General features: G+C 71.6%; 23 protein-coding genes. 10 read left to right on the top strand and 13 right to left on the bottom strand.

Annotated elements, in window-relative coordinates; genetic code table 11:
* The first annotated feature begins 58 nt into the window (after window positions 1-58).
* Together ACIPK4_RS15670 and ACIPK4_RS15665 are read left to right on the top strand one after the other, a co-directional pair.
* Window positions 59-343, top strand: a complete 285-nt coding sequence (locus ACIPK4_RS15670; protein ID WP_402313049.1) for a PLD nuclease N-terminal domain-containing protein — start codon at window positions 59-61, stop codon at window positions 341-343.
* A 78-nt stretch (window positions 344-421) separates the two neighbouring features.
* On the top strand, window positions 422-961 hold the full coding sequence (locus tag ACIPK4_RS15665) for a hypothetical protein (protein WP_402313046.1): 540 nt from the start codon (window positions 422-424) through the stop codon (window positions 959-961).
* On the opposite strand, the gene ACIPK4_RS15660 is transcribed toward ACIPK4_RS15665, so the two are convergent.
* From ACIPK4_RS15660 to hemL, 8 genes are all read right to left on the bottom strand, one after another.
* A complete protein-coding gene (locus ACIPK4_RS15660) occupies window positions 937-1,440 on the bottom strand; it encodes an SRPBCC domain-containing protein (protein ID WP_054223289.1) in 504 nt (167 codons plus the stop codon). The two genes, ACIPK4_RS15665 and ACIPK4_RS15660, sit on opposite strands and share 25 nt — an antisense overlap.
* A 62-nt stretch (window positions 1,441-1,502) precedes the next feature.
* Window positions 1,503-2,588: a c-type cytochrome biogenesis protein CcsB gene (gene ccsB, locus ACIPK4_RS15655; RefSeq protein WP_054223288.1), complete on the bottom strand. Its 1,086-nt coding sequence runs from the start codon at window positions 2,586-2,588 to the stop codon at window positions 1,503-1,505.
* Entirely contained in the window at window positions 2,585-4,282 is a 1,698-nt protein-coding gene (locus ACIPK4_RS15650; protein ID WP_402313042.1) for a cytochrome c biogenesis protein ResB, read from the bottom strand. Before ACIPK4_RS15650 ends, ccsB begins: the two co-directional genes overlap by 4 nt.
* A gap of 13 nt (window positions 4,283-4,295) precedes the next feature.
* Window positions 4,296-5,003, bottom strand: coding sequence for a cytochrome c biogenesis CcdA family protein (locus ACIPK4_RS15645; protein WP_376198735.1), 708 nt, complete (start codon window positions 5,001-5,003; stop codon window positions 4,296-4,298).
* 76 nt (window positions 5,004-5,079) lie between these two features.
* Complete coding sequence (locus ACIPK4_RS15640) at window positions 5,080-5,676, bottom strand: TlpA family protein disulfide reductase (protein WP_402313040.1); 597 nt, start codon at window positions 5,674-5,676, stop codon at window positions 5,080-5,082.
* Window positions 5,677-5,742: 66 nt separating this feature from the next.
* The gene (locus tag ACIPK4_RS15635; protein ID WP_402313037.1) at window positions 5,743-7,002 is read right to left on the bottom strand and encodes a hypothetical protein; all 1,260 of its coding nucleotides are present in this window, start codon (window positions 7,000-7,002) and stop codon (window positions 5,743-5,745) included.
* 75 nt (window positions 7,003-7,077) lie between these two features.
* Entirely contained in the window at window positions 7,078-7,752 is a 675-nt protein-coding gene (locus tag ACIPK4_RS15630; RefSeq protein WP_054223283.1) for a histidine phosphatase family protein, read from the bottom strand.
* Window positions 7,749-9,083 (bottom strand): glutamate-1-semialdehyde 2,1-aminomutase, encoded by a 1,335-nt coding sequence (hemL, locus tag ACIPK4_RS15625; RefSeq protein WP_402313035.1) that lies wholly within the window; start codon window positions 9,081-9,083, stop codon window positions 7,749-7,751. The genes ACIPK4_RS15630 and hemL overlap by 4 nt, the downstream gene beginning before the upstream one ends.
* Window positions 9,084-9,394: 311 nt before the next feature.
* Between hemL and ACIPK4_RS15620 the strand changes: the two genes are divergently transcribed.
* Complete coding sequence (locus ACIPK4_RS15620) at window positions 9,395-9,832, top strand: hypothetical protein (protein WP_030161262.1); 438 nt, start codon at window positions 9,395-9,397, stop codon at window positions 9,830-9,832.
* A gap of 67 nt (window positions 9,833-9,899) precedes the next feature.
* Here ACIPK4_RS15620 and ACIPK4_RS15615 read toward each other — a convergent pair whose 3' ends face one another.
* From ACIPK4_RS15615 to ACIPK4_RS15605, 3 genes are all read right to left on the bottom strand, one after another.
* On the bottom strand, window positions 9,900-11,060 hold the full coding sequence (locus tag ACIPK4_RS15615) for a serine hydrolase domain-containing protein (RefSeq protein WP_402313032.1): 1,161 nt from the start codon (window positions 11,058-11,060) through the stop codon (window positions 9,900-9,902).
* Window positions 11,061-11,175: 115 nt separating this feature from the next.
* Window positions 11,176-12,591, bottom strand: coding sequence for an FAD-binding oxidoreductase (locus ACIPK4_RS15610; protein WP_402313029.1), 1,416 nt, complete (start codon window positions 12,589-12,591; stop codon window positions 11,176-11,178).
* A 216-nt stretch (window positions 12,592-12,807) separates the two neighbouring features.
* A complete protein-coding gene (locus ACIPK4_RS15605) occupies window positions 12,808-13,707 on the bottom strand; it encodes an NADP-dependent oxidoreductase (protein ID WP_402313640.1) in 900 nt (299 codons plus the stop codon).
* Window positions 13,708-13,876: 169 nt separating this feature from the next.
* On the opposite strand from ACIPK4_RS15605, the gene ACIPK4_RS15600 reads away from it, so the two are divergent.
* Both ACIPK4_RS15600 and ACIPK4_RS15595 read left to right on the top strand, forming a co-directional pair.
* Window positions 13,877-14,293, top strand: coding sequence for a helix-turn-helix domain-containing protein (locus tag ACIPK4_RS15600; protein ID WP_054223280.1), 417 nt, complete (start codon window positions 13,877-13,879; stop codon window positions 14,291-14,293).
* Between the two features lie 41 nt (window positions 14,294-14,334).
* Entirely contained in the window at window positions 14,335-15,072 is a 738-nt protein-coding gene (locus tag ACIPK4_RS15595) for a Mut7-C RNAse domain-containing protein (protein WP_402313027.1), read from the top strand.
* A gap of 40 nt (window positions 15,073-15,112) precedes the next feature.
* On the opposite strand, the gene ACIPK4_RS15590 is transcribed toward ACIPK4_RS15595, so the two are convergent.
* Complete coding sequence (locus ACIPK4_RS15590) at window positions 15,113-15,634, bottom strand: hypothetical protein (RefSeq protein WP_402313025.1); 522 nt, start codon at window positions 15,632-15,634, stop codon at window positions 15,113-15,115.
* Between the two features lie 111 nt (window positions 15,635-15,745).
* On the opposite strand from ACIPK4_RS15590, the gene ACIPK4_RS15585 reads away from it, so the two are divergent.
* Window positions 15,746-16,081 carry a YnfA family protein gene (locus ACIPK4_RS15585; protein ID WP_402313023.1) on the top strand — a complete coding sequence of 112 codons (336 nt, stop codon included), beginning with the start codon at window positions 15,746-15,748 and terminating at the stop codon, window positions 16,079-16,081.
* Between the two features lie 67 nt (window positions 16,082-16,148).
* Entirely contained in the window at window positions 16,149-16,916 is a 768-nt protein-coding gene (locus ACIPK4_RS15580) for an SDR family NAD(P)-dependent oxidoreductase (protein WP_376198732.1), read from the top strand.
* 86 nt (window positions 16,917-17,002) lie between these two features.
* Here the strand turns inward: ACIPK4_RS15580 and ACIPK4_RS15575 are convergent, their stop codons facing one another.
* Window positions 17,003-18,196, bottom strand: coding sequence for an RtcB family protein (locus tag ACIPK4_RS15575; RefSeq protein ID WP_402313021.1), 1,194 nt, complete (start codon window positions 18,194-18,196; stop codon window positions 17,003-17,005).
* A 193-nt stretch (window positions 18,197-18,389) separates the two neighbouring features.
* Here ACIPK4_RS15575 and ACIPK4_RS15570 point away from each other — a divergent pair, with 193 nt between their 5' ends.
* The 3 genes from ACIPK4_RS15570 to ACIPK4_RS15560 all read left to right on the top strand — a co-directional run bounded on the left by ACIPK4_RS15570 (window position 18,390) and on the right by ACIPK4_RS15560 (window position 21,681).
* Window positions 18,390-19,277, top strand: coding sequence for a DUF3558 domain-containing protein (locus ACIPK4_RS15570; protein WP_402313019.1), 888 nt, complete (start codon window positions 18,390-18,392; stop codon window positions 19,275-19,277).
* Between the two features lie 127 nt (window positions 19,278-19,404).
* Window positions 19,405-20,175 carry a DUF3558 domain-containing protein gene (locus ACIPK4_RS15565; RefSeq protein WP_402313017.1) on the top strand — a complete coding sequence of 257 codons (771 nt, stop codon included), beginning with the start codon at window positions 19,405-19,407 and terminating at the stop codon, window positions 20,173-20,175.
* Window positions 20,176-20,280: 105 nt separating this feature from the next.
* The gene (locus ACIPK4_RS15560; protein WP_402313015.1) at window positions 20,281-21,681 is read left to right on the top strand and encodes a DUF2637 domain-containing protein; all 1,401 of its coding nucleotides are present in this window, start codon (window positions 20,281-20,283) and stop codon (window positions 21,679-21,681) included.
* Window positions 21,682-21,706 lie beyond the last annotated feature (25 nt).

Genomic DNA, 21,706 nt, shown 5'->3' with positions numbered 1-21,706 from the left:
CTGTCACCGGGGCCCGCGGGCGGGTCCCCCGTCACTGCTGGGGAGTCGGTCCCACACCGTGCTGCGCTATCTGCCGTTCCTGCTGATCATCGCGCTGACCATCTACGCCTTCATCGACTGCCTGAACACCCCGGAGGAAGAGGTCAAACACCTCCCCAAGGTGATCTGGGTGATCATCATCCTGCTGTTCTCGATCGTCGGCCCGGTGGTGTGGCTGTTCGCGGGCCGTCAGCGGTCCGCGATCGGCGGGGTCCGGGCGCGCCGGACGCAGTGGGTGGCGCCCGACGACAACCCGGAGTTCCTGCGCTCGCTCAGCGAGGACCGCGACAAGGACAAGGACTGACGGGTCGGCCGACCGGCCGGGCGGCGTGTGGCGCAACACACGATTGAACGCGTTCAAGGCGGCTGCGACAATGGCCTGATGCCGGTGCCGGAGAACAGCGGGGGCCCGCGGATCGTCGACACGGTCCTGCGCAATCTGCTCGCGTACGGGGTCGCCGTCGCGGCCCTGCTCGCCCTGGCCGGAGGCGATCCGCACCTCCACCGCGCCGTGCCCGCCGTCTACGACGCGCGCACCGACGAGATCGTCGGCACCTGGCGCTGCGTCGAGGGCACCGAAGTCGTCTTCCGGGCCGACGGGAGCGCCACCGTCACCGACCTCGACGGCCAGGAGCGGGACTGGGACCACGGCTGGCGGCTCTCCGGAACCGGCACCTGGAAGCTCCTCGGCCGGGAACCCGCCGGCTGGAACTACGGCCAGCACGTCCGCCTCCACCTGTCCGCCCCGACCGGCTCCGGCGCCCGCGGCGGCACGCCCCCGCCACCCGTCCCGCAGGCCGCGCCCGCCCGCTACGCGTGGACCTTCGAGCTGCGCCGCGACCGCAGGCAAACCCTGGAGCTGTACTTCTTCTACGGCGATCCGGGCGCGCGCAGCGCCTACGTCCTGGAGAAGGACGCGTAGGACGCCCGCAGCTGCGCCCAGCGGGCGTCGGTCCACCGGGACCAGTCGGCCGGATGGCCCTGGAGCGCTGATTCCAGGAGTTCGAAGTGGTGGTGCCAGCCCGCCAGGGAGTCCAGGCGGTCCTCCTGCGTGCCGTCCCGCTCGTTGAGGAAGCGGATCACGGTCGAGTCCGTACCCACCGCCTCCAGGTGGAAGCGCATCCGGCCGTGCCCCTCCACCGTGTACTCCACTACGCGCTCGACGTCCCAGGCCGTGACGCGGCCCGACACCGTCGCCCCGCCGTTCAGCCAGTGCAGGGTGACGGCTCCGCCGAGCCTGCGCTCCAGGACGTCCGCCGCGGCCAGCCAGCCGCGCAGGCCGTCCGCCGTGGTCAGGGCGGGCCACACGGCCTCGTACGCACTCGGCACGTGCACCTCGAAGCGCAGCAGCCAGCGGCCCTCGCCGCGGCTCTCGCTGGTGGCATGACTGACAGGTGCCATGCCACCAGCGTGCCACTCCTGCGGAGGGGACGCCTGCGGGTCACACGTCTGCCGTCCGCGGGTCAGACGCCCGCGTACGAGTGCTTGCCGTTGAGCAGGATGTTCACGCCGTAGTAGTTCCAGATCCAGCAGGCGAAGGCGAAGAGCGCGAGGTACGCGGCCTTGCGGCCCTTCCAGCCGGCGGTGGCGCGGGCGTGCAGGTAGGTGGCGTACGCCACCCACGTCACGAAGGACCAGACCTCCTTGGGGTCCCAGCCCCAGTAGCGGCCCCAGGCGTCGCCCGCCCAGATCGCGCCCGCCACGATGGTGAAGGTCCACAGCGGGAAGAAGGCCGCGTTGATCCGGTACGAGAACTTGTCGAGGGTGGCCGCCGAGGGGAGCCGCTCCATCACCGAGGTCGCGAAGCGGCCCGGGGTGCCGCCGGAGGCGAGCTTGGTCTCGTAGGAATCGCGGAACAGGTACAGCAGCGTGCCGCTCGCCCCGATGTAGAAGACCGCGCCGCAGATGATCGCGGTGGAGACGTGGATCCACAGCCAGTACGAGTGCAGCGCCGGGACCAGCTGGTCGCTGGCGGTGTAGAGCCAGGTGGTGGCGATGCCGAGGTCCAGCAGGACGGTGGTGACCAGGATCAGGCCCATCCAGCGGACGTTCTTCTTCAGCGCCAGCAGGATCAGGTACGCGCCGACGGCCACCGTGGAGAAGGTGAGCGAGAACTCGTACATGTTGCCCCAGGGGGCCCGCTGCACGGACGTCGCGCGGGACACCACTCCGGCCGCCTCGATGACGAAGGCCAGGGTGGTCAGCGAGATCGCGATCCGGCCGTACAGGTCGCCGTTCACGGTGCCGCCGGCCGCGCCGGGGCCGTCCGGGACGTCGCGGGTGCCGTTGGTGGAGCGGGTGACGACCTTCGGCTTGTCGAGGACGGCCGTACCCCCCTTGCCGCGCACCTGGACGGCGGGAGCGCCGGCGGCCGCGGCCTTGGTTCCGGTCAGCGCGGCGGCCGTACGGCCCACCTTGCTGCGGCTGCCGAAGATCCACTCGGCGATGTGGGCGAGGAAGGCGAGCGTGTAGACCGCCATCGACGAATAGACCAGGTAGTTACTGATCTGAGCCAAATTCTCGTTGACTTCGGCTGCGAGCGGCGTCATCCGCGCTCCCCTTCAACAGTTTCCTTGACAGGTTGGTCGGGCGCCGTGGGCGCCTGCTCGTGGAGGGCGGCGGCGAGCTGTCCCAGCTCCTCCGGGAGCCTGGCCGACTCGCTGCGGCCGAGGCCCGCCATCTCGACGACGGTCACGCCGTCCTGGCCGGCCACCGCGCGCACCCAGACCCGGCGGCGCTGGATGAACAGCGACCCGGCCAGGCCGCCGATGGCGGCGATCGCGCCCGCGAGCGCGAGGCCGCTGCCGGGCTGACGGGTGATCGTGAAGGTGGCCCAGCGCTCGATGCCCTCGAACTTCACCACGCCCGCGCCGTTCGGGAGCTCCATCGTCTCGCCGGGCAGCAGCCGCTTCTTGAACAGCTGCCCGTCGGCGTCCTTGAACTCCTGCATCTTCGAGGTGTTCAGCTGGTACACGTTCTGCGGCAGGCCCGAGTCCACGCCCAGGCTGCCGTGGTAGGCGCTGAGCGCGAGGACCGGGTACTTCAGGTCGGGGAACTGGGAGAGCATCGTTCCCTTGCCCTCGCCGGCGAAGGTCGGCACGAACATGGCGTTGAAGCCGAGCTGCTCCTTCTTGCCGTCCTTGTCGCTGTAGCCGTCCGGCACCTTGACCGCGCCGGAGGAGCTGAGGTTCGCGTCGAAGGGCAGCATCGGCACGGCGTCCTTGTAGATCACCTTGCCGGTCGGGTCGGTCACCGAGATGACCGGCGCGTAGCCGTGGCCGAGCAGGTAGACCTTGGCCCCGTCGACCTCCAGGGGCTTGTTGACCTGGATCTCGCGCTTCTGCGGTGCGCCGTCCACGCCGTCGCGGAAGGTGACGTGCGCCGTGAAGTCGCGCGCGGTGCCCTTCTGCGGGCCGCTCTCCTCGTAGGTGGCGTCGAACTTGTCGAGCGTGAAGGAGAACGGCGACAGGTCCTCGGGTGAGAAGAGGCTGCCGTACTTGAAGTCGTCGTACTGGGTGAGCGTGTTAGCGAAGCCCTTGCCGCGCAGGACGAGCTTGCCGCCCTCGGACTTGAACAGCTGGCCCCAGGCGAACGCGACCAGCATCACGATCAGGGCGATGTGGAAGACCAGGTTCCCGGCCTCGCGCAGATAGCCCTTCTCGGCGGCGACGGAGCCCGTGCCGGCCTCGGTGCGGAACCGCCGTCCGGCGAGGAGCGTCTTCGCCTGCGCGAGCACCTCGTCGGGCGACTTCTGCGTACGCCACGTCGCGTACGCGGGCAGCCGGTCCAGCCGCCTGGGGGCGCCGGGCGGGCGCCCGGTGAGCTGGCCGACGAACTGCCAGGTGCGCGGGACGATGCAGCCGATCAGCGAGATGAACAGCAGCAGGTAGATCGCGGAGAACCACACCGAGCTGTAGACGTCGAACAGCTGGAGCTTCTCGGCGAGCGGGACCCAGAAGGAGTGGTCCTTCTTCCACTGGGCCACCTTCATCGCGTCGACCTGGTTCTGCGGGACGAGCGAGCCGGGGATGGAGCCCAGGGAGAGCAGGAAGAGGAGGATCAGCGCCACCCGCATCGAGGTGAGCTGCCGCCAGAACCAGCGGATCCAGCCGATCACGCCGATGCCGACGGGGCCGCCGCCGTCCTGCGCGGGCGCGGTGGACAGCTGCGCTCCGGCGGCCGCCTCGGCGGAGTCCTCGGACGGGTTCGACGCCTCGGTGGACGTCCTGTCTGTCGTACTCATTCGTGTGTAGTCCTCAGATCCCCACCGTGAAGGTTTGGGTCCAGCTCTGCATGTCGTTGACGATGCCCGTCCACAGTCCCGTGACGAGCAGCAGACCGGTCAGGACCAGCATGCCGCCGCCGATCCGCATCACCCATGCATAGTGCTGCTTCACCCAGCCGAAGGCTCCGAGCGCCTTGCGGAAGGCGATCGCCGTGAGGACGAAGGGCAGGCCCAGTCCCAGACAGTAGGCGACGGTCAGCAGCGCACCCCGGCCGGCGCTCGCCTGGTCGAGGGAGAGCGTGGTGACGGCCGCGAGCGTCGGCCCCATGCAGGGGGTCCAGCCGACACCGAAGAGCACCCCGAGCACGGGCGCGCCGATCAGACCCGCCGTCGGCTTCCTGTGGAAGCGGAACTCGCGCATCGTCAGGCCCGGGATCAGGCCCATGAAGAAGAAGCCGAGAACGATCACCAGGCCGCCGAGGACCCGGGAGATGACCTCGTTGTTCTCCCGGAGCGTGGCCCCGAAGTAGCCGAAGAGCGCCCCGGTGGAGACGAAGACTGCCGTGAAGCCGGCGATGAACAGGAGGGCGCCCCCCAGCATCCGTCCGCGCCGCGCCTCGGCGAGGTCGGCTCCGCTGACGCCGGTGACGTAGGAGAGGTAGCCGGGGACCAGCGGCAGCACGCACGGCGAGAAGAAGGAGACGAGTCCGGCGAGGACCGAGATGGGCAGCGCCAGCATCAGGGCCCCGCCGAGGACCGTCGTGTTCACGCCGGTCGGCTCGGCGGCCAGGGTGAGGAGCTCGGGGACCACGAGGTCACTGCTCCGCGAGCAGCGGGTCGATCATCGAGCGCAGCTGCTGCTCGTTGATCGCGACGAGGGTGCGGGCGGCGATCCTGCCCTGCTTGTCGAGGACGATCGTGGAGGGGATGGCCTGCGGGTTGAGGGTGCCCGCGGGGAAGCGGAGCAGCAGCTTCCCGTCCGGGTCGTAGAGGCTCGGGTAGGCGATCTTGAAGTTCTCCTCGAACGCGGCCGCGTTCTGCTTGCTCGTGTCGCGGGTGTTGATGCCGACGAAGGCGACGTCCTTGCCGCCGTCGGCGAGCTCCTTGGACACCTTCGCGAAGTTCGGGGCCTCGGCGCGGCACGGCGGGCACCACGAGCCCCAGACGTTGAGGACGACGACCTTGCCCTTGAGCGCCGTGGTGTCGAGGGTCTTGCCGTCGACGGTTTCGCCGTCGAGCTTGGGGGCGTCGGTGCGCGCGTCCTTCGCGACGGTGGAGATGCCGCTTGCGCCCGTCACGTAGTTGCCGCCGCCGGAGCCGTTCGGCTTGCCGCTGTCGTCGCCGCACGCCGACAGGGTCAGGGCGCCCGCGAGGGTCACCGCGGTGAGCAGGAGAGCACGGCCGATTCTCATGTGAAAAGTTTCGCATGACTGATTTGGGGATCTTCCGCGCCCCCCGAAGGTGTGTTAAGCCGCTGGTCAGACAGTGGTGAGGTACGTGCGCCAGCCACCGGTCGGCGACTGGCCCGGAGCCAGCTCCTGGAGCCGGGCGAGCAGCTTGGGGTCCTGCACGTCGAGCCAGTCGGCGAACTGCCGGAAGGAGACGAGCCGTACATCCTTTTTGTCCGACATGCCCTTGAGGGCCTCCTCGACGGCGTCCATGTAGATGCCGCCGTTCCATTCCTCGAAGTGGTTGCCGATGAACAGCGGCGCGCGGTTCGTCTCGTACGCGCGCCGGAAGCCGCCGAGGTAGGAGCTGGTGGCCTGGGTGCGCCAGGCGGGGTAGTTGGAGGGCATGCCGCGGGTGGTGTTCTTCGACTGGTTGGCGAGGATGTTGTAGTCCATCGACAGCACCTCGAAGGAGTGCCCGGGAAACGGCATGGACTGCAGCGGCAGGTCCCAGACGCCCGACCTCTTCACGGGCCACGCCTGGACGCCGCCGGGCGAGGAGGCGTCGTAGCGCCAGCCGAGCCTCTGCGCGACCGGCAGCAGGTTGTCCTGGCCGAGCAGGCACGGGGTGCGGCCGCCGACCAGCTCCTTGCGGTAGTCGAAGGGCAGGGGTTCCAGGTCGGTGAAGCCGGTGTTGGTCCGCCAGTTGGTGACGAAGGACACGGCCTGGTCGATCTCGCTCTGCCAGTCGTCGGGGGTCCAGTGGGCCACGGAGCCGGAGCCGCCGCAGAAGTGGCCGTTGAAATGGGTCCCGACCTCGTGGCCGTCGAGCCACGCCTCGCGGACGCACTTCAGGGTGTTGCGGACGTTCTCGTCCTTGAGGTAGCCGATGTCGGAGGCCCCGACCGGGTTGTTCGGCGGCTTGTAGAGGTCCTTCTTGGACTCGGGCAGCAGGTAGATGCCGGAGAGGAAGAAGGTCATGGCCGCGCCGTGGTCCCTGGCCAGCTTGAGGAACTGCGGGAAGAGGCCGTTGCCGATCTCCCCCGCACCGTCCCAGCTGAACACCACGAACTGCGGCGGGGTCTCGCCCGGCTGGAGCGGCACCGGCTTGGCCGGCTGGTGGGGCTGCGGGCCGCAGTCGGCGGTGGAGCCGTCGCCGATCGGCCGGACGGCGGCTCCGGACGGGCCGGGGCCGCCGGGGCCGCCCGGACCGGGCCGCCCCGGCCCGGACGGACGACTCCCGCCGCCGCAGCCGGTGACCCCGGCGGCCACCGCGACGGCCGCGGCGCCGAGCCCGAGCAGTCCCCTGCGGGTGAAGTTCCGGGTGAAGTCACGCGTCGCTTCGCTCATGAATAGTCACATAAACGGACTTTTCAGCGAAGTCGAGGGGCAACGCGCAACACCCCGTACGACTTGTACGACTTTTTAGGCGCCGAAGGCCTTCGACTTGCCCTTCACCGGCTTCGCCCCCGCGAGGAGATGGGCCGGGACCAGATCCCGGGCCGGCTCGCTGTAGCCCACCGACACCAGCCGGTCCCCGTCGTACGTGAACGACGTCAGCGAGGCCAGCGTGCACTGCCGGCGCCGCGGGTCGTGCCACAGCCGGCGCTTCTCCGCGAAGCTGCGCACGATCCAGATCGGCAGCTGGTGGCTGACCGCCACCGCCTCGTGGCCGCGGGCCGCGTCGCGCGCCGCCTCGATCGCACTCGTCATCCGTACGACCTGCTCCACGTACGGCTCGCCCCACGACGGCCTGAACGGGTTCGTCAGGTGCTTCCAGTTCGCGGGCTTGCGCAGCGCGCCGTCCCCGACACCGAAGGTCTTGCCCTCGAAGACGTTCTCCGCCTCCAGCAGCCGCGCATCGCTCGCGACGACCAGGCCGTGGCTCTTGGCGACCGGCGCCGCCGTCTCCTGCGCCCGCTCCAGCGGGGAGGAGACCACGTACGTGATGTCGCGGTTCTGCAGGTGGTCCGCGACGCGCTCGGCCATCTCGCGGCCCAGCTCGGAGAGGTGGTAGCCGGCACGACGCCCGTACAGGACCCCGTCCGGGTTGTGCACCTCGCCGTGGCGCATCAGGTGGACGACGGTGATCTCGCTCATGCGGTGGCCTCCGGGGTGGCCTGCGCGGCGGCGCGGGCGGCAGCGGGCAGTGCGGCCGCGATCCGCTCGACCGCCCGCTCGTCGTGGGCGGTGGAGACGAACCACGACTCGAACGCGGACGGCGGCAGGTAGACGCCCTGCGACAGCATCGAGTGGAAGAAGCCGTTGAAGCGGAAGGACTCCTGCTTCTTGGCGTCGTCGTAGTTCCTGACCTCGTCCTCGGTGAAGAAGACGGAGAACATGTTGGACGCGGTCTGCAGCCGGTGCGCGACGCCCTCCTTGGCGAGCGCGTCCGTGACCAGGCCCTGGATCTGTGCGGAGACCGCGTCGACCTTCTCGTACGCGGCCGCGTCCAGCAGCCGCAGCTGCGCGAGACCGGCCGCCGTGGCGACCGGGTTCCCCGAGAGCGTGCCCGCCTGGTACACCGGGCCGGCCGGGGCCAGGTACCCCATCACGTCGGCGCGACCGCCGAACGCCGCGGCCGGGAAGCCGCCGCCCATGACCTTGCCGAAGGTCATCAGGTCCGGCTTGACCCCGTCGACGCCGTACCAGCCGGCGCGCGAGGTGCGGAAACCCGTCATGACCTCGTCGGAGATATACAGCGCGCCGTTCTCCCGGCACACGTCCGCGAGCCCCTGGTTGAAGCCGGGGGCCGGGGTCACCACACCCATGTTGCCGGGCGCGGCCTCCGTGATCACGCACGCGATCTCACCGGGGTGCGCCGCGAACGCCGCCCGTACCGCTTCGAGGTCGTTGTACGGCAGCACGATCGTGTCACCGGCCTGCGCACCGGTCACCCCGGGCGTGTCCGGAAGCGCGAAGGTCGCCAAACCGGAACCGGCGGCGGCGAGCAGCGCGTCCACGTGGCCGTGATAGCAGCCCGCGAACTTCACGACCTTGGCCCGGCCCGTGAAGCCGCGCGCCAGCCGGATCGCCGACATGGTCGCCTCGGTGCCCGAAGACACCAGACGCACCTGCTCGACGGGTTCGATGCGCCCGACGATCTCCTCGGCCAGCGCGACCTCGCCCTCACCGGGCGTACCGAAGGAGGTGCCGCGGGCGACGGCGGCCTGGATGGCCTCCACCACGGCCGGGTGGGCGTGGCCGAGAATCATCGGTCCCCACGAGCAGACCAGGTCGACGTACTCGCGGCCGTCGGCATCGGTCAGGTACGGACCGGTACCGGACACCATGAACCTGGGCGTTCCACCCACGGCGCGGAAGGCCCGCACGGGAGAGTTCACGCCGCCAGGCGTCACGAGGGACGCGCGGTCAAAGAGAGTCTGCGAGACTTTGGCTTCATACGGGTACGGGTAGCTCACACCAGCCATGGTCTCATCAGGCCGCGACTGACTTGCGGACGGGCGTTTCACCGCGCCGCCCCTGGGGAGGTCACTGCCATGATGATCAGGCTGCGTGGCGGGGGCCGCGGGGCCGGGGCAGGCAAGACCAGTCGGGTGGAGATATGCAACGCGGTGGTGGACCGGGCGAGGGTACGGACGGCCTCGACCCGCAGCGCGCCCGCGAGGCCCGCGAAGCCCGCCGACGGGGCAAGCACCGGCGCCGGGCCGCGGACGCGGCCGATCCGGTGCCGGGGCCGCTGGAATCCCCCGACGACGATGGCCTGCCCAAGGGCCGCGGCATGGGCGTGACGTACAAGTACTTCGGCGCGCCCGACGGCGCGACGGCCGCCCGGGTCCCCGTCACCATGCGGCCGGAGGAGCTCGGCGGCGACGAGCTCGGCATGGGCGGCCTGTTCACCAAGATCAAGCCGGAGACGGTGGCCGCGATGGTCCTGACCGGCATCGAGGGCATACCTCTGCACAAGGTGCCCCCGCTGGAGCTGGTCGTCCTCCACCCCGACTACGCGGTGGTCAAACTCCCGATGACGGTCGTCGACCCGCTGCGCGGCATCGGCGAGGAGTCGGTCGGCGCCGCGGCGTTCATCTGGTCCACGGTCCCCGACCGCGGCGGCCCGCGCGACGCCTTCAACGTCTACCAGCTGCTCCACGAGTGGCAGGACTTCAGCCATCGGCTGCACGAGGCGGGACACCAGCCGTACTGCCTCGTCTGGCCCTGACGGCTCCGGCGGGCCCGACCCGCGCCCCTGGACCTGGACCTGGGCGGGGAACCCGGAGCCCGGAGCCTCAGCCGACCGTTGAGGCCAGCGTCTTGAAGGCCCGCTCGCGCAGCGGCGCGATCCGGATGCGCGAGGCGGCGCCGTTGTGGACGGCGTTCGTCGCGATGACCACGTACCGGCCGGTGGCGGGAGCGAGGAACAGACTCGTTCCGGTGAACCCGTGGTGGTGGACCACCGCCCCGCCGGCCCCCAGGATCCAGCCCAGGCCGCGCTGCAGGCCGGGCTCGATCTCCGCCTGGGGGACGAGGCTCGCGTCGAACCACCGGCCGAGCGCGCTCCCGCGCCCGCCGAGCAGCCGCTCGGCGTACGTGGCGAGGTCGGCGGCCGGTGCGAACACGCCCGCGTGGCCGGCGACACCGCCCAGCAGGGCCGCGTTCTCGTCGTGGACGACACCCCAGACCCGGTCGTGCCCCTCGCACTGCTCGGTCGGCGCGACCCGTGGCGACTGTGCGAGGGGACCGTACGCGGTGGCGCCCATGCCCAGCTCGGCCCAGAGCGCGCCGGCCAGCCGCTCCAGCGGCCTGCCGTGGACATGGGCGAGGGCCAGGCCCAGCAGGATGTAGCCGCGGTTGACGTAGCGGTGGGTGCCCGGGAGGTTCTCCATCAGCTCCCGGCAGATCAGCTCGTGCAGCGGGCGCTCGGTCAGGTCGTACAGGTCGAGCCGGGTGGCCGCCCGCAGGCCGCCGGTGTGCGAGAGCAGCTGGCGCACGGTGGCCTCCGCACTGGGCATCGTCCCGTCCATGGCCGGCAGGAACTCCCGTACGGGACGGTCGAGCGCGAGCAGGCCCGCGTCGACGGCACGGCCGACGAGCGGCCAGGTCGCGGTGACCTTCGTCAGGGACGCGATGTCGTAGACGGTGTTCTCGTCGGGGGCGACCGGACCGGTGAACGGGGAGACGACCCCGGCCGACAGCACGGCACGGTCCCCGGCCGCCGTGCCGCACACGACGACGCCTCCCGGGGTGGCCCCGTCGGCGACGATCCCGTGCAGCGCGTCGTGCAGTGCGCCGGTCTCGGCGGCCGTGAACGGCACGCACACGGCGCGTTCCGCCGGGTGCGACTGGTCCACCGGGTGGGACTGGTCGGCCGGGTGCGACTGGTCGACCGGGTGGGACTGGTCGGCCGGGTCCATCGGGTGGACCGGGTTCATCGGGTGCGGCTGGCTCATCTGTGCCTCCGGCTCGGTGGTGGCCCCTGCTCTCACCACCCAGCGTGACCAAGCCGCCCCGCACCTGCCCGTAGCCGCGCCGCAATCACCCGCGGACCGCGACCCGTCTTCCGGATCACGCCGGCGGGATGTTCTGGTTGAGCCGGAACACGTTGCCCGGATCCCACTCGGCCTTCAGCGCCCGCAGCCGGTCCAGCTTCCGCTCCCGCGAGCCGTACGCCTGCCGGATCCGCTGCTCGCCCTCGTCCATCAGGAAGTTCACGTACACGCCCGCGTGGTACGGCTCCAGCGCCGACCAGAACTCCCGGACCCACGCGCACTCCCCCGCGAAGCCCTCGGACGTGTCCCTGATCCCGTTGATGTTGAGCATGTGGCCCAGCCCGCGCCCGCCCGCCGCCGTGTCGTCCTCGCCGACCCGGGCGACCGCGCCGCCCAGCTGGAACAGCGGGAAACCGCTCTGCGGGGAGACGATCCGCCCCGCGTACCGCGCCATCGTGTCCACGACCCCGTCGGCGAGCCGGTCCAGGCCGCAGCCCCGGAAGTAGTACCACCACCCGTGCGGGAACGACGCGTCGAACATCGCCTGGTGCGCCAGGTAGGGCTTCGGCCGGCACAGGTCCAGCAGCGGCCGCCCGAACTCCCGCAGCGGCCTCATCACGTCCTCGCCCGCCGCCACGTCACCCACCCAGCAGGCGATCACCATCACCACCGGCCTGCCGTGCAGCTCCGCCGGGATCGCCGCCGTCGGCGGGGCCTTGCGGTGCACGACGATCGTCGTCAGCTCGTCCGGAACACCTGTGATCCAGTCCCGGTAGAACCGCATCACCCGCGCCGACTCCTCCACCGGCCACAACACCGGCCCCGCGAGCACCGTCGGACCCACCGGGTTCAGCCGGAACGTGAACTCCGTGACGATCCCAAAGTTCCCGCCCGCCCCGCGCATGCCCCAGAACAGCTCCGGCTCGTGCACCGCACTCGCCGTGAGCCGCTCCCCGGACGCCGTGACCAGGTCCACCGACAGCAGCTGGTCCACGCTCAGCCCGTACTTGCGGCTCAGCCAGCCGATCCCGCCGCCCAGCGTCAGCCCCGCGACCCCCGTGTGCGTCACGATCCCGGACGGCACCGCCAGCCCGAACGGCTGCGTCGCCGCGTCCAGCTCGCCCAGCAGCACCCCCGCCTGGACCCGGACGGTACGGGCCTCCGGATCCACCCGGACCTCACGCATCGCCGACAGGTCGATCACCACGCCGCCGTCGCACACCGAATGCCCGGGGAAGCTGTGGCCGCCACTGCGCACCGCGACCGGCGCACCCGTCTCCACCGCCCACTTCAGCGCCGCCACCACATCGGACGAACCGGTACAGGGCGCGATCAGGGCGGGATGCCGGTCGATCGCACCGTTCCAGATCCGCCGGCGCTCCTCGTACGGGGCGTCCCCGGCCCGCACCAGACTTCCCCGGAAGGAACGCGCCAGCTCGTGGTACGCGGCGTCGTCCAGCCGCACCGCAGTCGGGACCGTCGAAGCACCCATGGGTCGCTCCTCGCCACTCCCCACCGAGTCTTCCACCGCGCCCACCGACCGGCCAGCCGAGGGGATCTCCCCCGCTCGGCGCAGGATCCACCCGGTTGCCGGCACCGCCGCCCCGACACGTCAGGCCCCCGCTGCCCGGCCCGTTCCCCTGAGACTGCGGACCGCACGGGCCGCCGGTTCCCCGATCGGCGGCCCTGCCCGTATGCGTACCTCCGGTCAGGAGGCCGTCAGGACCAGGCGGCCGCGGGTGCCCGGCTCGGCCAGCAGGGCGTGGGCCTTCGCCGCGTCGGCCAGGGCGATCGTCTGCGCCACCCTGAGGGTCAGCGCGCCGGCGTCCACCAGGCCCACCAGCTCCGCCAGGTGCGCGCCGTCCGCCGCGACCTCCTGCTCCACCACCCGGATCCCGCGCTCCGGGGCCGGGCCGGCGTGCGGGCGCAGGCCCACGTAGACCCCGCCGTCACGGACGAAGCCCAGCGCCGGCTCCCCGAGGACCGCCGCGTCCAGGACCCCGTCCACCGGCTCCGCCGGAGCCGAGCCCCGCGGGACGAAGCCCGTCGCGCCCAGCGACCGTACGAACTCCTCGTCCGCCTCGCCCGCCAGGGCCGTCACCACCAGCCCCGCCCGCACCGCCAGCTGCACCGCGAGCCCGCCGACCACACCCGCCGCCCCGGTGATCAGCACCGAGGAGCCGGGGGCCAGCCCCAGCAGCCGCACCGCCCGGCCCGCGGTCAGCCCGCTCAGCGGGAGCCCGGCCGCGGCGACCGCGTCCACCGTGGTCGGGGCGGCCGCCACCGCCGAGGCGTCGAGCACCGCGTACTCGGCGTGCGTGCCCAGCGGCTTGACCGGCCCGTAGTGCAGCCCCACCACCCGCTGCCCCACCGACCAGCCGGTGACCCCCGCGCCGACCTCGTCGATCTCGCCGGCCACGTCCCAGCCGAGCCCCAGCGTCTGCCCGGCGCCGCCGAAGACGCCCACGCGGACCGCGCCGTCCACCGGGTTCACCCCGGCCGCCGCGACCCGGATCCGGACCTGTCCGGCCTCCGGCCGCGGGACCGGCACCTGCACGACCTCCACCTGCTCGGGCCCGCCGAAGCCGTTCACGACGGCCGCCTGCATGGTCTCCACGGTCTGCACGTTCTCGTTCATGATGTCTCCCCGGCTTCCGGTTCGGTCTGGGTTTCGGTTTCGTTCGCTCGTTCCTGCTGAGCACTAACCTAGGGAGAGGTACTCTCCTTTCGTAAGTACGCACTTCAGGGTGCGTACCCGACCCGGAAGTGGGGTACCCATGGCCACCCGAACCGCCGCCGACCGCCGCGAAGACGCCCGCTACGCCTACGACGCCTTCCTCAAGGAGTGCCCCACCAGCCAGCTCCTGGCCCGCATCAGCGACAAATGGGTCGGCCTCATCGTCGCCGCCCTCGCCCAGGCCGAGGACTCCTCCATGCGCTACAGCGACCTCGGCCGCAAGATCCCCGGCGTCAGCCAGAAGATGCTCACCCAGACCCTGCGCTCCCTCGAACGCGACGGCCTCGTCACCCGCAGCGTCACGCCGACCGTGCCCGTCCGCGTCGACTACCGCCTCACCGGCCTCGGCAGCAGCCTCGCCTGCCTCCTCACCTCCGTGAAGCAGTGGGCCGAGAACCACTTCGACGAGGTCGACGCCCACCGCACCGCCTACGACGCCACCGCCGCGACCTCGTAATTCGGCCGCGCCGCCCCGCCCCCCGATGGCATGCTGACAGCGTGAACGGACCCGGCATTCAGCTCACCCTCGCCCCCGAACTACGCCTGTTCGCCCCGCCCAGCCGGCGCGCCGAACGCGTACCGACCGCCACCGACGGCGCCTCCAGCCTCGGCCACGTCGTCGAATCGGCCGGCGTCCCGCTCACCGAGGTCGGCAGGCTCCTCGTCGACGGCCGCGAGGTACCCGTCTCGTACGTGCCGCGCGCCGGACAGGACGTGGAGGTCCTCGGCGTCGAGCGCCCCCAGCAGATCGAGGGCGCACCCCTGCGCTTCCTCCTCGACGTCCACCTCGGCACCCTCGCCCGCCGCCTGCGCCTGCTCGGCGTCGACGCCGCCTACGAGAACGAGGACATCGGCGACCCCGCCCTCGCCACCCGCTCCGCCGCCGAACAGCGCGTCCTGCTCTCCCGCGACCGCGGACTGCTGCGCCGCCGCGAACTGTTCGCCGGCGCCTACGTCTACAGCGACAACCCCGACGAGCAACTGCGCGACGTACTGAGCCGGTTCGCCCCCGCGCTCACCCCGTGGACCCGCTGCACCGCCTGCAACGGGCCGCTGCGCGACGCGGACAAGGACAGCGTCGGCGACCGCCTCGAAGGCGGCACGCAGCGCTCGTACGACGTCTTCGCCCAGTGCACGGCCTGCGAACGGGTCTACTGGCGCGGCGCCCACCACGCCCGCCTGGAGCGGATCGTCAGCGAGGCCGTGGAGGAGTTCGGCGGCGTGGCCACCCCGTAGGACAGCCACGCCGCGGCCAGACGCCCTCGGCAGCCCGAGGTCAGAAGGCGTACGCGTCGCCCGTGTCCAGCGCCAGCACCGCGTGCTGGTTGTTGGACAGGTCCCGGTCGGACGCCCCGCCGTTCCACCACGTGTCGATCCGGACCACCACCTCCGGCACCGGCTCCTTCAGCGCCAGCAACAGCCCGATGTGCCGGCCCTGCCCGTGCAGCGGCAGCGCACCCGTCTCGCACATCACCTCGCGCAGCCCCGCCCGTACGCACCCCTCCGCCAGCTCCTGCCGGTCCGCGAGGTCCGCCGACAGCCGCACGCGCAGGGTCGCGTTCGGCAGCCCGGCCGGCCCCTCGTTCTGCGGCACCACCCACACCCGCAGCCGCCCCCGCTCCAGGGACACCCGCCCGTGGTACGCCACGTCCGCCTCGGGACCGCTGCGCCCCTTCCCGAAGACCGCCGGGGCCCCGGACGCACCGGAAACCCCGGACGCACCGGTCACCCCGAGCACCAGCAAGCCCGCCACCACCACACTCCGTACGGCACCACGGCGCACCGCCACCACCTCCACGCGCGGAGGCTAGCCAGCACCACCCCCGCCCGGTCGGACCATCACACGAACGAGGGCGAGCCCTCCCCCAACCGGCGGGCGGCCCCGGCCCGCCTGCGTACGCTTCGAGCCATGCTGATCGCCCGCTCCGCCGCCCTGTTCGCGCTCGCCGCCGTCCTGGAGATCGGCGGCGCGTGGCTCGTCTGGCAAGGCGTACGCGAACACAGGGGGTGGGCCTGGATCGGCGCCGGGGTCATCGCCCTCGGCCTCTACGGCTTCGTCGCCACCCTCCAGCCCCAGGGCGACTTCGCCCGGGTCCTCGCCGCGTACGGCGGCGTCTTCGTCGCCGGCTCCCTCCTGTGGGGCATGGCCGCCAACGGCTACCGCCCCGACCGCTGGGACATCGCCGGAGCCCTCGTCTGTCTCGCCGGCATGGCCGTGATCATGTACGCCCCGCGCGGCCGCTGAGCCCCGCCTATGCTGGCGGGTGATCGCCCGTACGAACGAACGCCCGAACGACCGAGGAGCACCGCAGATGAGCACGGCTGCCACCATCCGGACCGCCGTAGTCACCGGCGCGAGCAGCGGCATCGGCGCGGCCACCGCCCGGCAGCTCGCCGACGCCGGCTACCACGTCGTCCTCACCGCCCGCCGCAAGGACCGCATCGAGGCCCTCGCCGCCGAGCTGACGGCAGCCGGCCACTCCGCCGCGGCCCACGCCCTCGACGTCACCGACCGCCCCGCCGTCGACGCCTTCGCCGCCTCCCTCGACCGCTGCGACGTACTGGTCAACAACGCCGGCGGCGCCATCGGAGCCGAACCCGTCGCCACCGGCGACCCCGCCGACTGGCGCACGATGTACGAGGTCAACGTCATCGGCACCCTCAACCTCACCCAGGCCCTGCTCCCCGCCCTCATCGCCTCCGGCGACGGCACGGTCGTGGTCCTGTCCTCCACCGCGGGCCACGCCACGTACGAGGGCGGCGCCGGCTACGTCGCCGCCAAGAACGGCGCCCGCGTCCTGGCCGAGACCCTCCGCCTGGAGATCGTGGGCCAGCCGGTCCGCGTCATCGAGATCGCCCCGGGCATGGTCAAGACCGAGGAGTTCGCCAAGACCCGCTTCCGCGGCGACGCGGAGAAGGCCGAGAAGGTCTACGCGGGCGTGGCGGCCCCCCTCACCGCCGACGACGTCGCCGACACCATCACCTGGGCCGTGACCCGCCCCAGCCACGTCAACATCGACCTCCTGGTGGTACGCCCCCGCGCCCAGGCCTCGAACACGAAGGTCCACCGGGACCTCTGACCGCTTGGGCTGTCCCGTACGCACGGAGGGGCCCGGACCGTGAACGGTCCGGGCCCCTCCATTCCCCCGACAGCCGCACCCAGGGCTCAGCCCTTGATGCAGATGACCTGCCTGAGCTTGGCCACGACCTCGACGAGGTCCGTCTGCTGGTCGATGACCTGCTCGATCGACTTGTACGCGCCCGGGATCTCGTCGACGACGCCCGAGTCCTTGCGGCACTCGACGCCCTTGGTCTGCTCGGCGAGGTCCCGCGCCGAGAACCGCTTCTTCGCGGCCGTCCGGCTCATCTTCCGGCCCGCTCCGTGCGACGCAGAGTTGAACGACTTCTCGTTCCCCAGCCCCTTCACGATGTACGAGCCCGTCCCCATGGAGCCCGGGATGATCCCGTAGTCACCGCTGCCGGCGCGGATCGCGCCCTTGCGGGTGACCAGCAGGTCCATGCCCTCGTACCGCTCCTCCGCCACGTAGTTGTGGTGGCAGCTGATCTCGCGGCCGAAGGACACCTTCGCCTTCCGGAACTCCTTGCGGAGGACCTCCTTGAACAGACTCATCATCACGGCCCGGTTGTACTTGGCGTACTCCTGCGCCCAGAAGAGGTCGTTGCGGTAGGCCTGCATCTGCGGGGTGGCCGCGAGGAACACGGCCAGGTCCCGGTCCACCAGGCCCTGGTTGTGGTCCAGGCCCCGGGCCACGTTGATGTGGAAGTCCGCCAGCTCGTTGCCGATGTTCCGGGAGCCGGAGTGCAGCATGAGCCAGACCGAACCGGATGCGTCTATACAGACTTCACAGAAGTGATTTCCCTGCCCGAGGCTTCCCATCTGCCGCATTGCGCGGTCCCTGCGGAACTTCACGGCGTCCGCGATGTAGTCGAACCGCTCCCAGAAGTCCCCGTACCCCTCCGCCGGGAACCCGTACAGACGGTCCGGGTCCACCGGGTCGCGGTGCATGCCCGCGCCGACCGGGATGGCGCGCTCGATCTTCGAGCGCAGGCCCGACAGGTCTCCCGGGAGGTCGTTCGCCGTCAGGGACGTCTTCACCGCCGACATGCCGCAGCCGATGTCCACGCCCACCGCCGCCGGGCACACCGCGTCCTTCATCGCGATCACCGAGCCGACCGTGGCGCCCTTGCCGTAGTGGACGTCCGGCATGACCGCCAGACCCTTGATCCACGGAAGGGTGGCGACGTTGTGCAACTGCTGCATCGCGCCGGCCTCGACCGACGCCGGGTCGGTCCACATCCGGATCGGGACCTTCGCCCCCGGTACCTCTACATACGACATGACGCTTCAATCCCCCGGAAACCACAGAAAGTTCGTAATACGCAAAAAGCCTCGCTCTTAGCCCCAAAACAGACAGGGGACCGGCGCCAGCACCAGCGTGTGCGATAGACATTGTGTTCATCCGCGTCCAAAGCGCGGCAACGCATTTTTCCTGACCGCCGGGCCGCCGGCCGGTCGAAGGGGGCCAGTGGACGTGCAGCGCAAGGCGGTACGGCGAGGTGTCCTGCCGGGCATCGCGATGCTCACCGCACTCGTGGCCGGTGTGACCGGCCTGACCGGGTGCACGAGCGGGAACGGCGTCGGCTCCGACAGCGACTCCAAGGCGGGCGACAGCAGCCCCGCACCCGCACCGGCCGGCAAGTACCGCAGCCTGCCCTCGCCCTGCAAGGCCGCCGACGTCAAGCGCCTGCGGGCCATGCTCCCGGCCGGGGACAGCCTCACCGACGAGCAGCGCGTCCGGCTGTACGCCGGCACCGCGGACACCTCGTACGACGGCGACCGGCACGTCGGCTGCCGCTGGACCGCGCAGACGCCCGAGGAGACCCGGCTGCTGTCGGTCGGCTTCGAGCGCGTGGTCTCGTACGACCGGACCCTCATGAGCGACGACGACAAGGCGCGGCAGGTGTACGTGCGCCGGCTGACGGACGCGCACCTGCCCTTCCCCGGCCCCACGCCGAACCCGGCGACCAGCCCCGGCACCCCCGCGGCCAACCCGGCGGCCAACCCCACGGCCGGCGCCCCCGCGCCCGGCGCCGCCACCCCCGCGGCCACTGCTCCCCCGCCGGCCGGGCAGTCACCGTCACCGGCCGGCGGCAGCCCGTCCGCCCCGCCGCCCGAGCTCGGGTCCCGTGTTCTCGAAGGGCTCGGCACCGAGGCCTACATCGAGGACAAGCTCGGTGCGGCCGGTGCCAGTGCGGCGCAGGCGCGGACCGTGCGGATCGTGTTCCGCACCTCGAATGTGATCGTCACCGTCGAGTACAGCGTGCAGCCGTCACTGCCCGGTACGGTTCCCCCCAGCCCCGAAACCCAGGACAAGGCACGGCAGTTGGCGCAGGCGCTCGTCGAGCGGTTCAACGAGTGACAGAGGGCGCGGGGGGCTCGGCGTGACGGCGCGCACACCAGACGCGCGCCGGGTCGGGCTACCTTTGTTCGGGTCCCGCGCCCGCACCGCGTCCACAGAACGCGCCCCACAACGTACTGAAGGAACCATGCACCGATCAGCCTCGCGCCTCACTCGCGTTCTCGCCTGCGCAGCCGTCCCGGTGATCCTCACCGTCGCCGGCTGCTCGTCCGACTCGGGCAAGGACTCCGGTTCGGGCGGCGACAAGAAGCCCGGCGCGTCCGCGTCGTCCGCCAAGCCGAGCGGCAAGGCGTCGGCCGCGCTGGAGAAGCCGGCGTTCGCGACGCTGCCCGACCCGTGCAAGTCGATCCAGTCCGGGACCGTCGACACCCTCGTCCCGGAGGCGAAGGACAAGAACGGCACCGCGACCAAGTCGAACGACCTGACCACCCGCGCCAGCTGCTCCTGGAACGGCCTGGACGAGGACGGCCTGAAGGGTTCGCAGTACCGCTGGCTGTCGATCTCCATGGTCCGCTACGAGTCGCACGCCTCGCTCGGTGGCGCGAACAAGCGCGCCGAGGACCAGTACGCCAAGCAGGTCGAGACGGCGAAGGCGTCCGAGGGCGCGCACGACGTGAAGGTCGAGCAGGCCGGCGGCATCGGCGACCAGGCGACGTCGGTCGTGTACGGCGTGAAGAAGGACGTCGACTTCTTCAACACGACGATCGTGGCGCGCACGCAGAACGTGGTGGTCACGCTCGACTACAACGGTGCGGCGTACGAGGGCGCCGGCGCCCCGGATCAGGCCAAGCTGCTCCAGGACGCGATCGCCGCGGCGAAGGAGGCGGTCGGCTCGGTCGGCACCGCCAACCAGCAGCAGAAGCAGCCTGAGCAGCAGGCTTCTCCCTCCGCGCAGTAGGTCCGGGCGGATCCGGGCGGCTTAAGGGGAGGCTGACATTCAGTCACCTGTGCGGTCACCCGTACGCTGTGCCTGCCGTAGCTCGACAAGGGGAGGGGATCGCGGGTGGCCGCGATGCAGCTGACTCGTACGCACCGGATACTCATCGGCGTCGTGGTCGCAGGAGCCGTGGTGATCGCGGGGATCGGTTTCGCCGGTTCGTACGCCGCGGTGCGCGCGCTCGCCCTGCAGAAGGGGTTCGGGAACTTCTCGCTGGTGTTCCCGATCGGCATCGACGCGGGCATCTGCGTGCTGCTCGCCCTGGACCTCCTCCTTACCTGGATCCGCATCCCGTTCCCGCTGCTGCGGCAGACGGCGTGGCTGCTGACCGCGGCGACGATCGCGTTCAACGGTGCGGCGGCCTGGCCGGACCCGCTGGGCGTGGGCATGCACGCCGTGATCCCGATCCTGTTCGTGGTCACGGTGGAGGCGGCCCGGCACGCGGTGGGCCGGATCGCGGACATCACCGCGGACCGGCACATGGAGGGTGTGCGGATCACGCGCTGGCTCCTGTCGCCCGTGCCGACGTTCAAGCTGTGGCGCCGGATGAAGCTGTGGGAGCTGCGCTCCTACGAGCAGGCCGTCGGCATGGAGCAGGACCGGCTGATCTACCAGGCACGGCTGCAGGCCCGGTACGGGCGTGCGTGGCGGCGCAAGGCGCCGGTGGAGGCGCTGATGCCGCTGCGGCTGGCCCGGATCGGCGTTCCGCTGGCGCAGACGGCTCCGGAAGGGCTGGCGGCGGCGGGCATCGACCCGGTGCTGCTGCCTCCGGCGGCCGCGGCGGCCCCGGCCCCGTCGGCCCCGGCCCTGGAGGCGGGCGCCGCGGGCCAGGGGGGCGCGCCGGGCGCAGCCCAGGTCCCCGCCCAGGCCCCTGCCGCCGCCGTGCAGGGTGCGCAGGGCCCGTTCGAGGCCCAGGCGGCCCCGGCTCCGCAGGTCCCCGCTCCCGCCGCCGTGGCCGGGCCCGTGCCCGGTCATCACGCCCCGCCGCCGTTCGCGGTGGAGCCGACGGCCATGCCCGCGGCCCACGACAGCGCCTGGTTCGCCGCGCCGCTGGCACCGCAGGCCGCGTACGAAGGCGGCTACAACCCCCAGTACGTCGAGGGCCTGGAGCCGACTCCGGTGATGCCCCCGACCGGCCCGGAGGAGCCGCAGGAGCAGCTGCCCGGACAGCAGGAACTCCCGATCCCGGCGGCCCGCGCGGACGCCGGTGACGGATCCCTGGACGGGCTCGTGGACGGGTCCGTGGACGGGTCCGTGGACGAGGCGAAGTTCGCGGAGGCCGCGTACGAGGTGTTCCGGGCGTACATCGAGGAGAACGGCAAGGTGCCGAGCCCCGAGCAGATCGACATATACCTCTCGGACCGGCACGGGATAACGCACCCGCTCGCCTTCCGGACGATCAGCCGGCTGATGCCGGAACTGAAGCAGCGCTACCAGCGCGACCTGGAGAACGAGCACATCTCCTAGCCGCCGCGCCGACGGTACGCGCAAG

The sequence above is a fragment of the Streptomyces sp. NPDC086989 genome, from assembly GCF_044745505.1.
Classification (GTDB): domain Bacteria; phylum Actinomycetota; class Actinomycetes; order Streptomycetales; family Streptomycetaceae; genus Streptomyces.
Note: the sequence above shows the minus strand (reverse complement) of the source record. Positions and strands in the feature narration are given on the sequence as shown.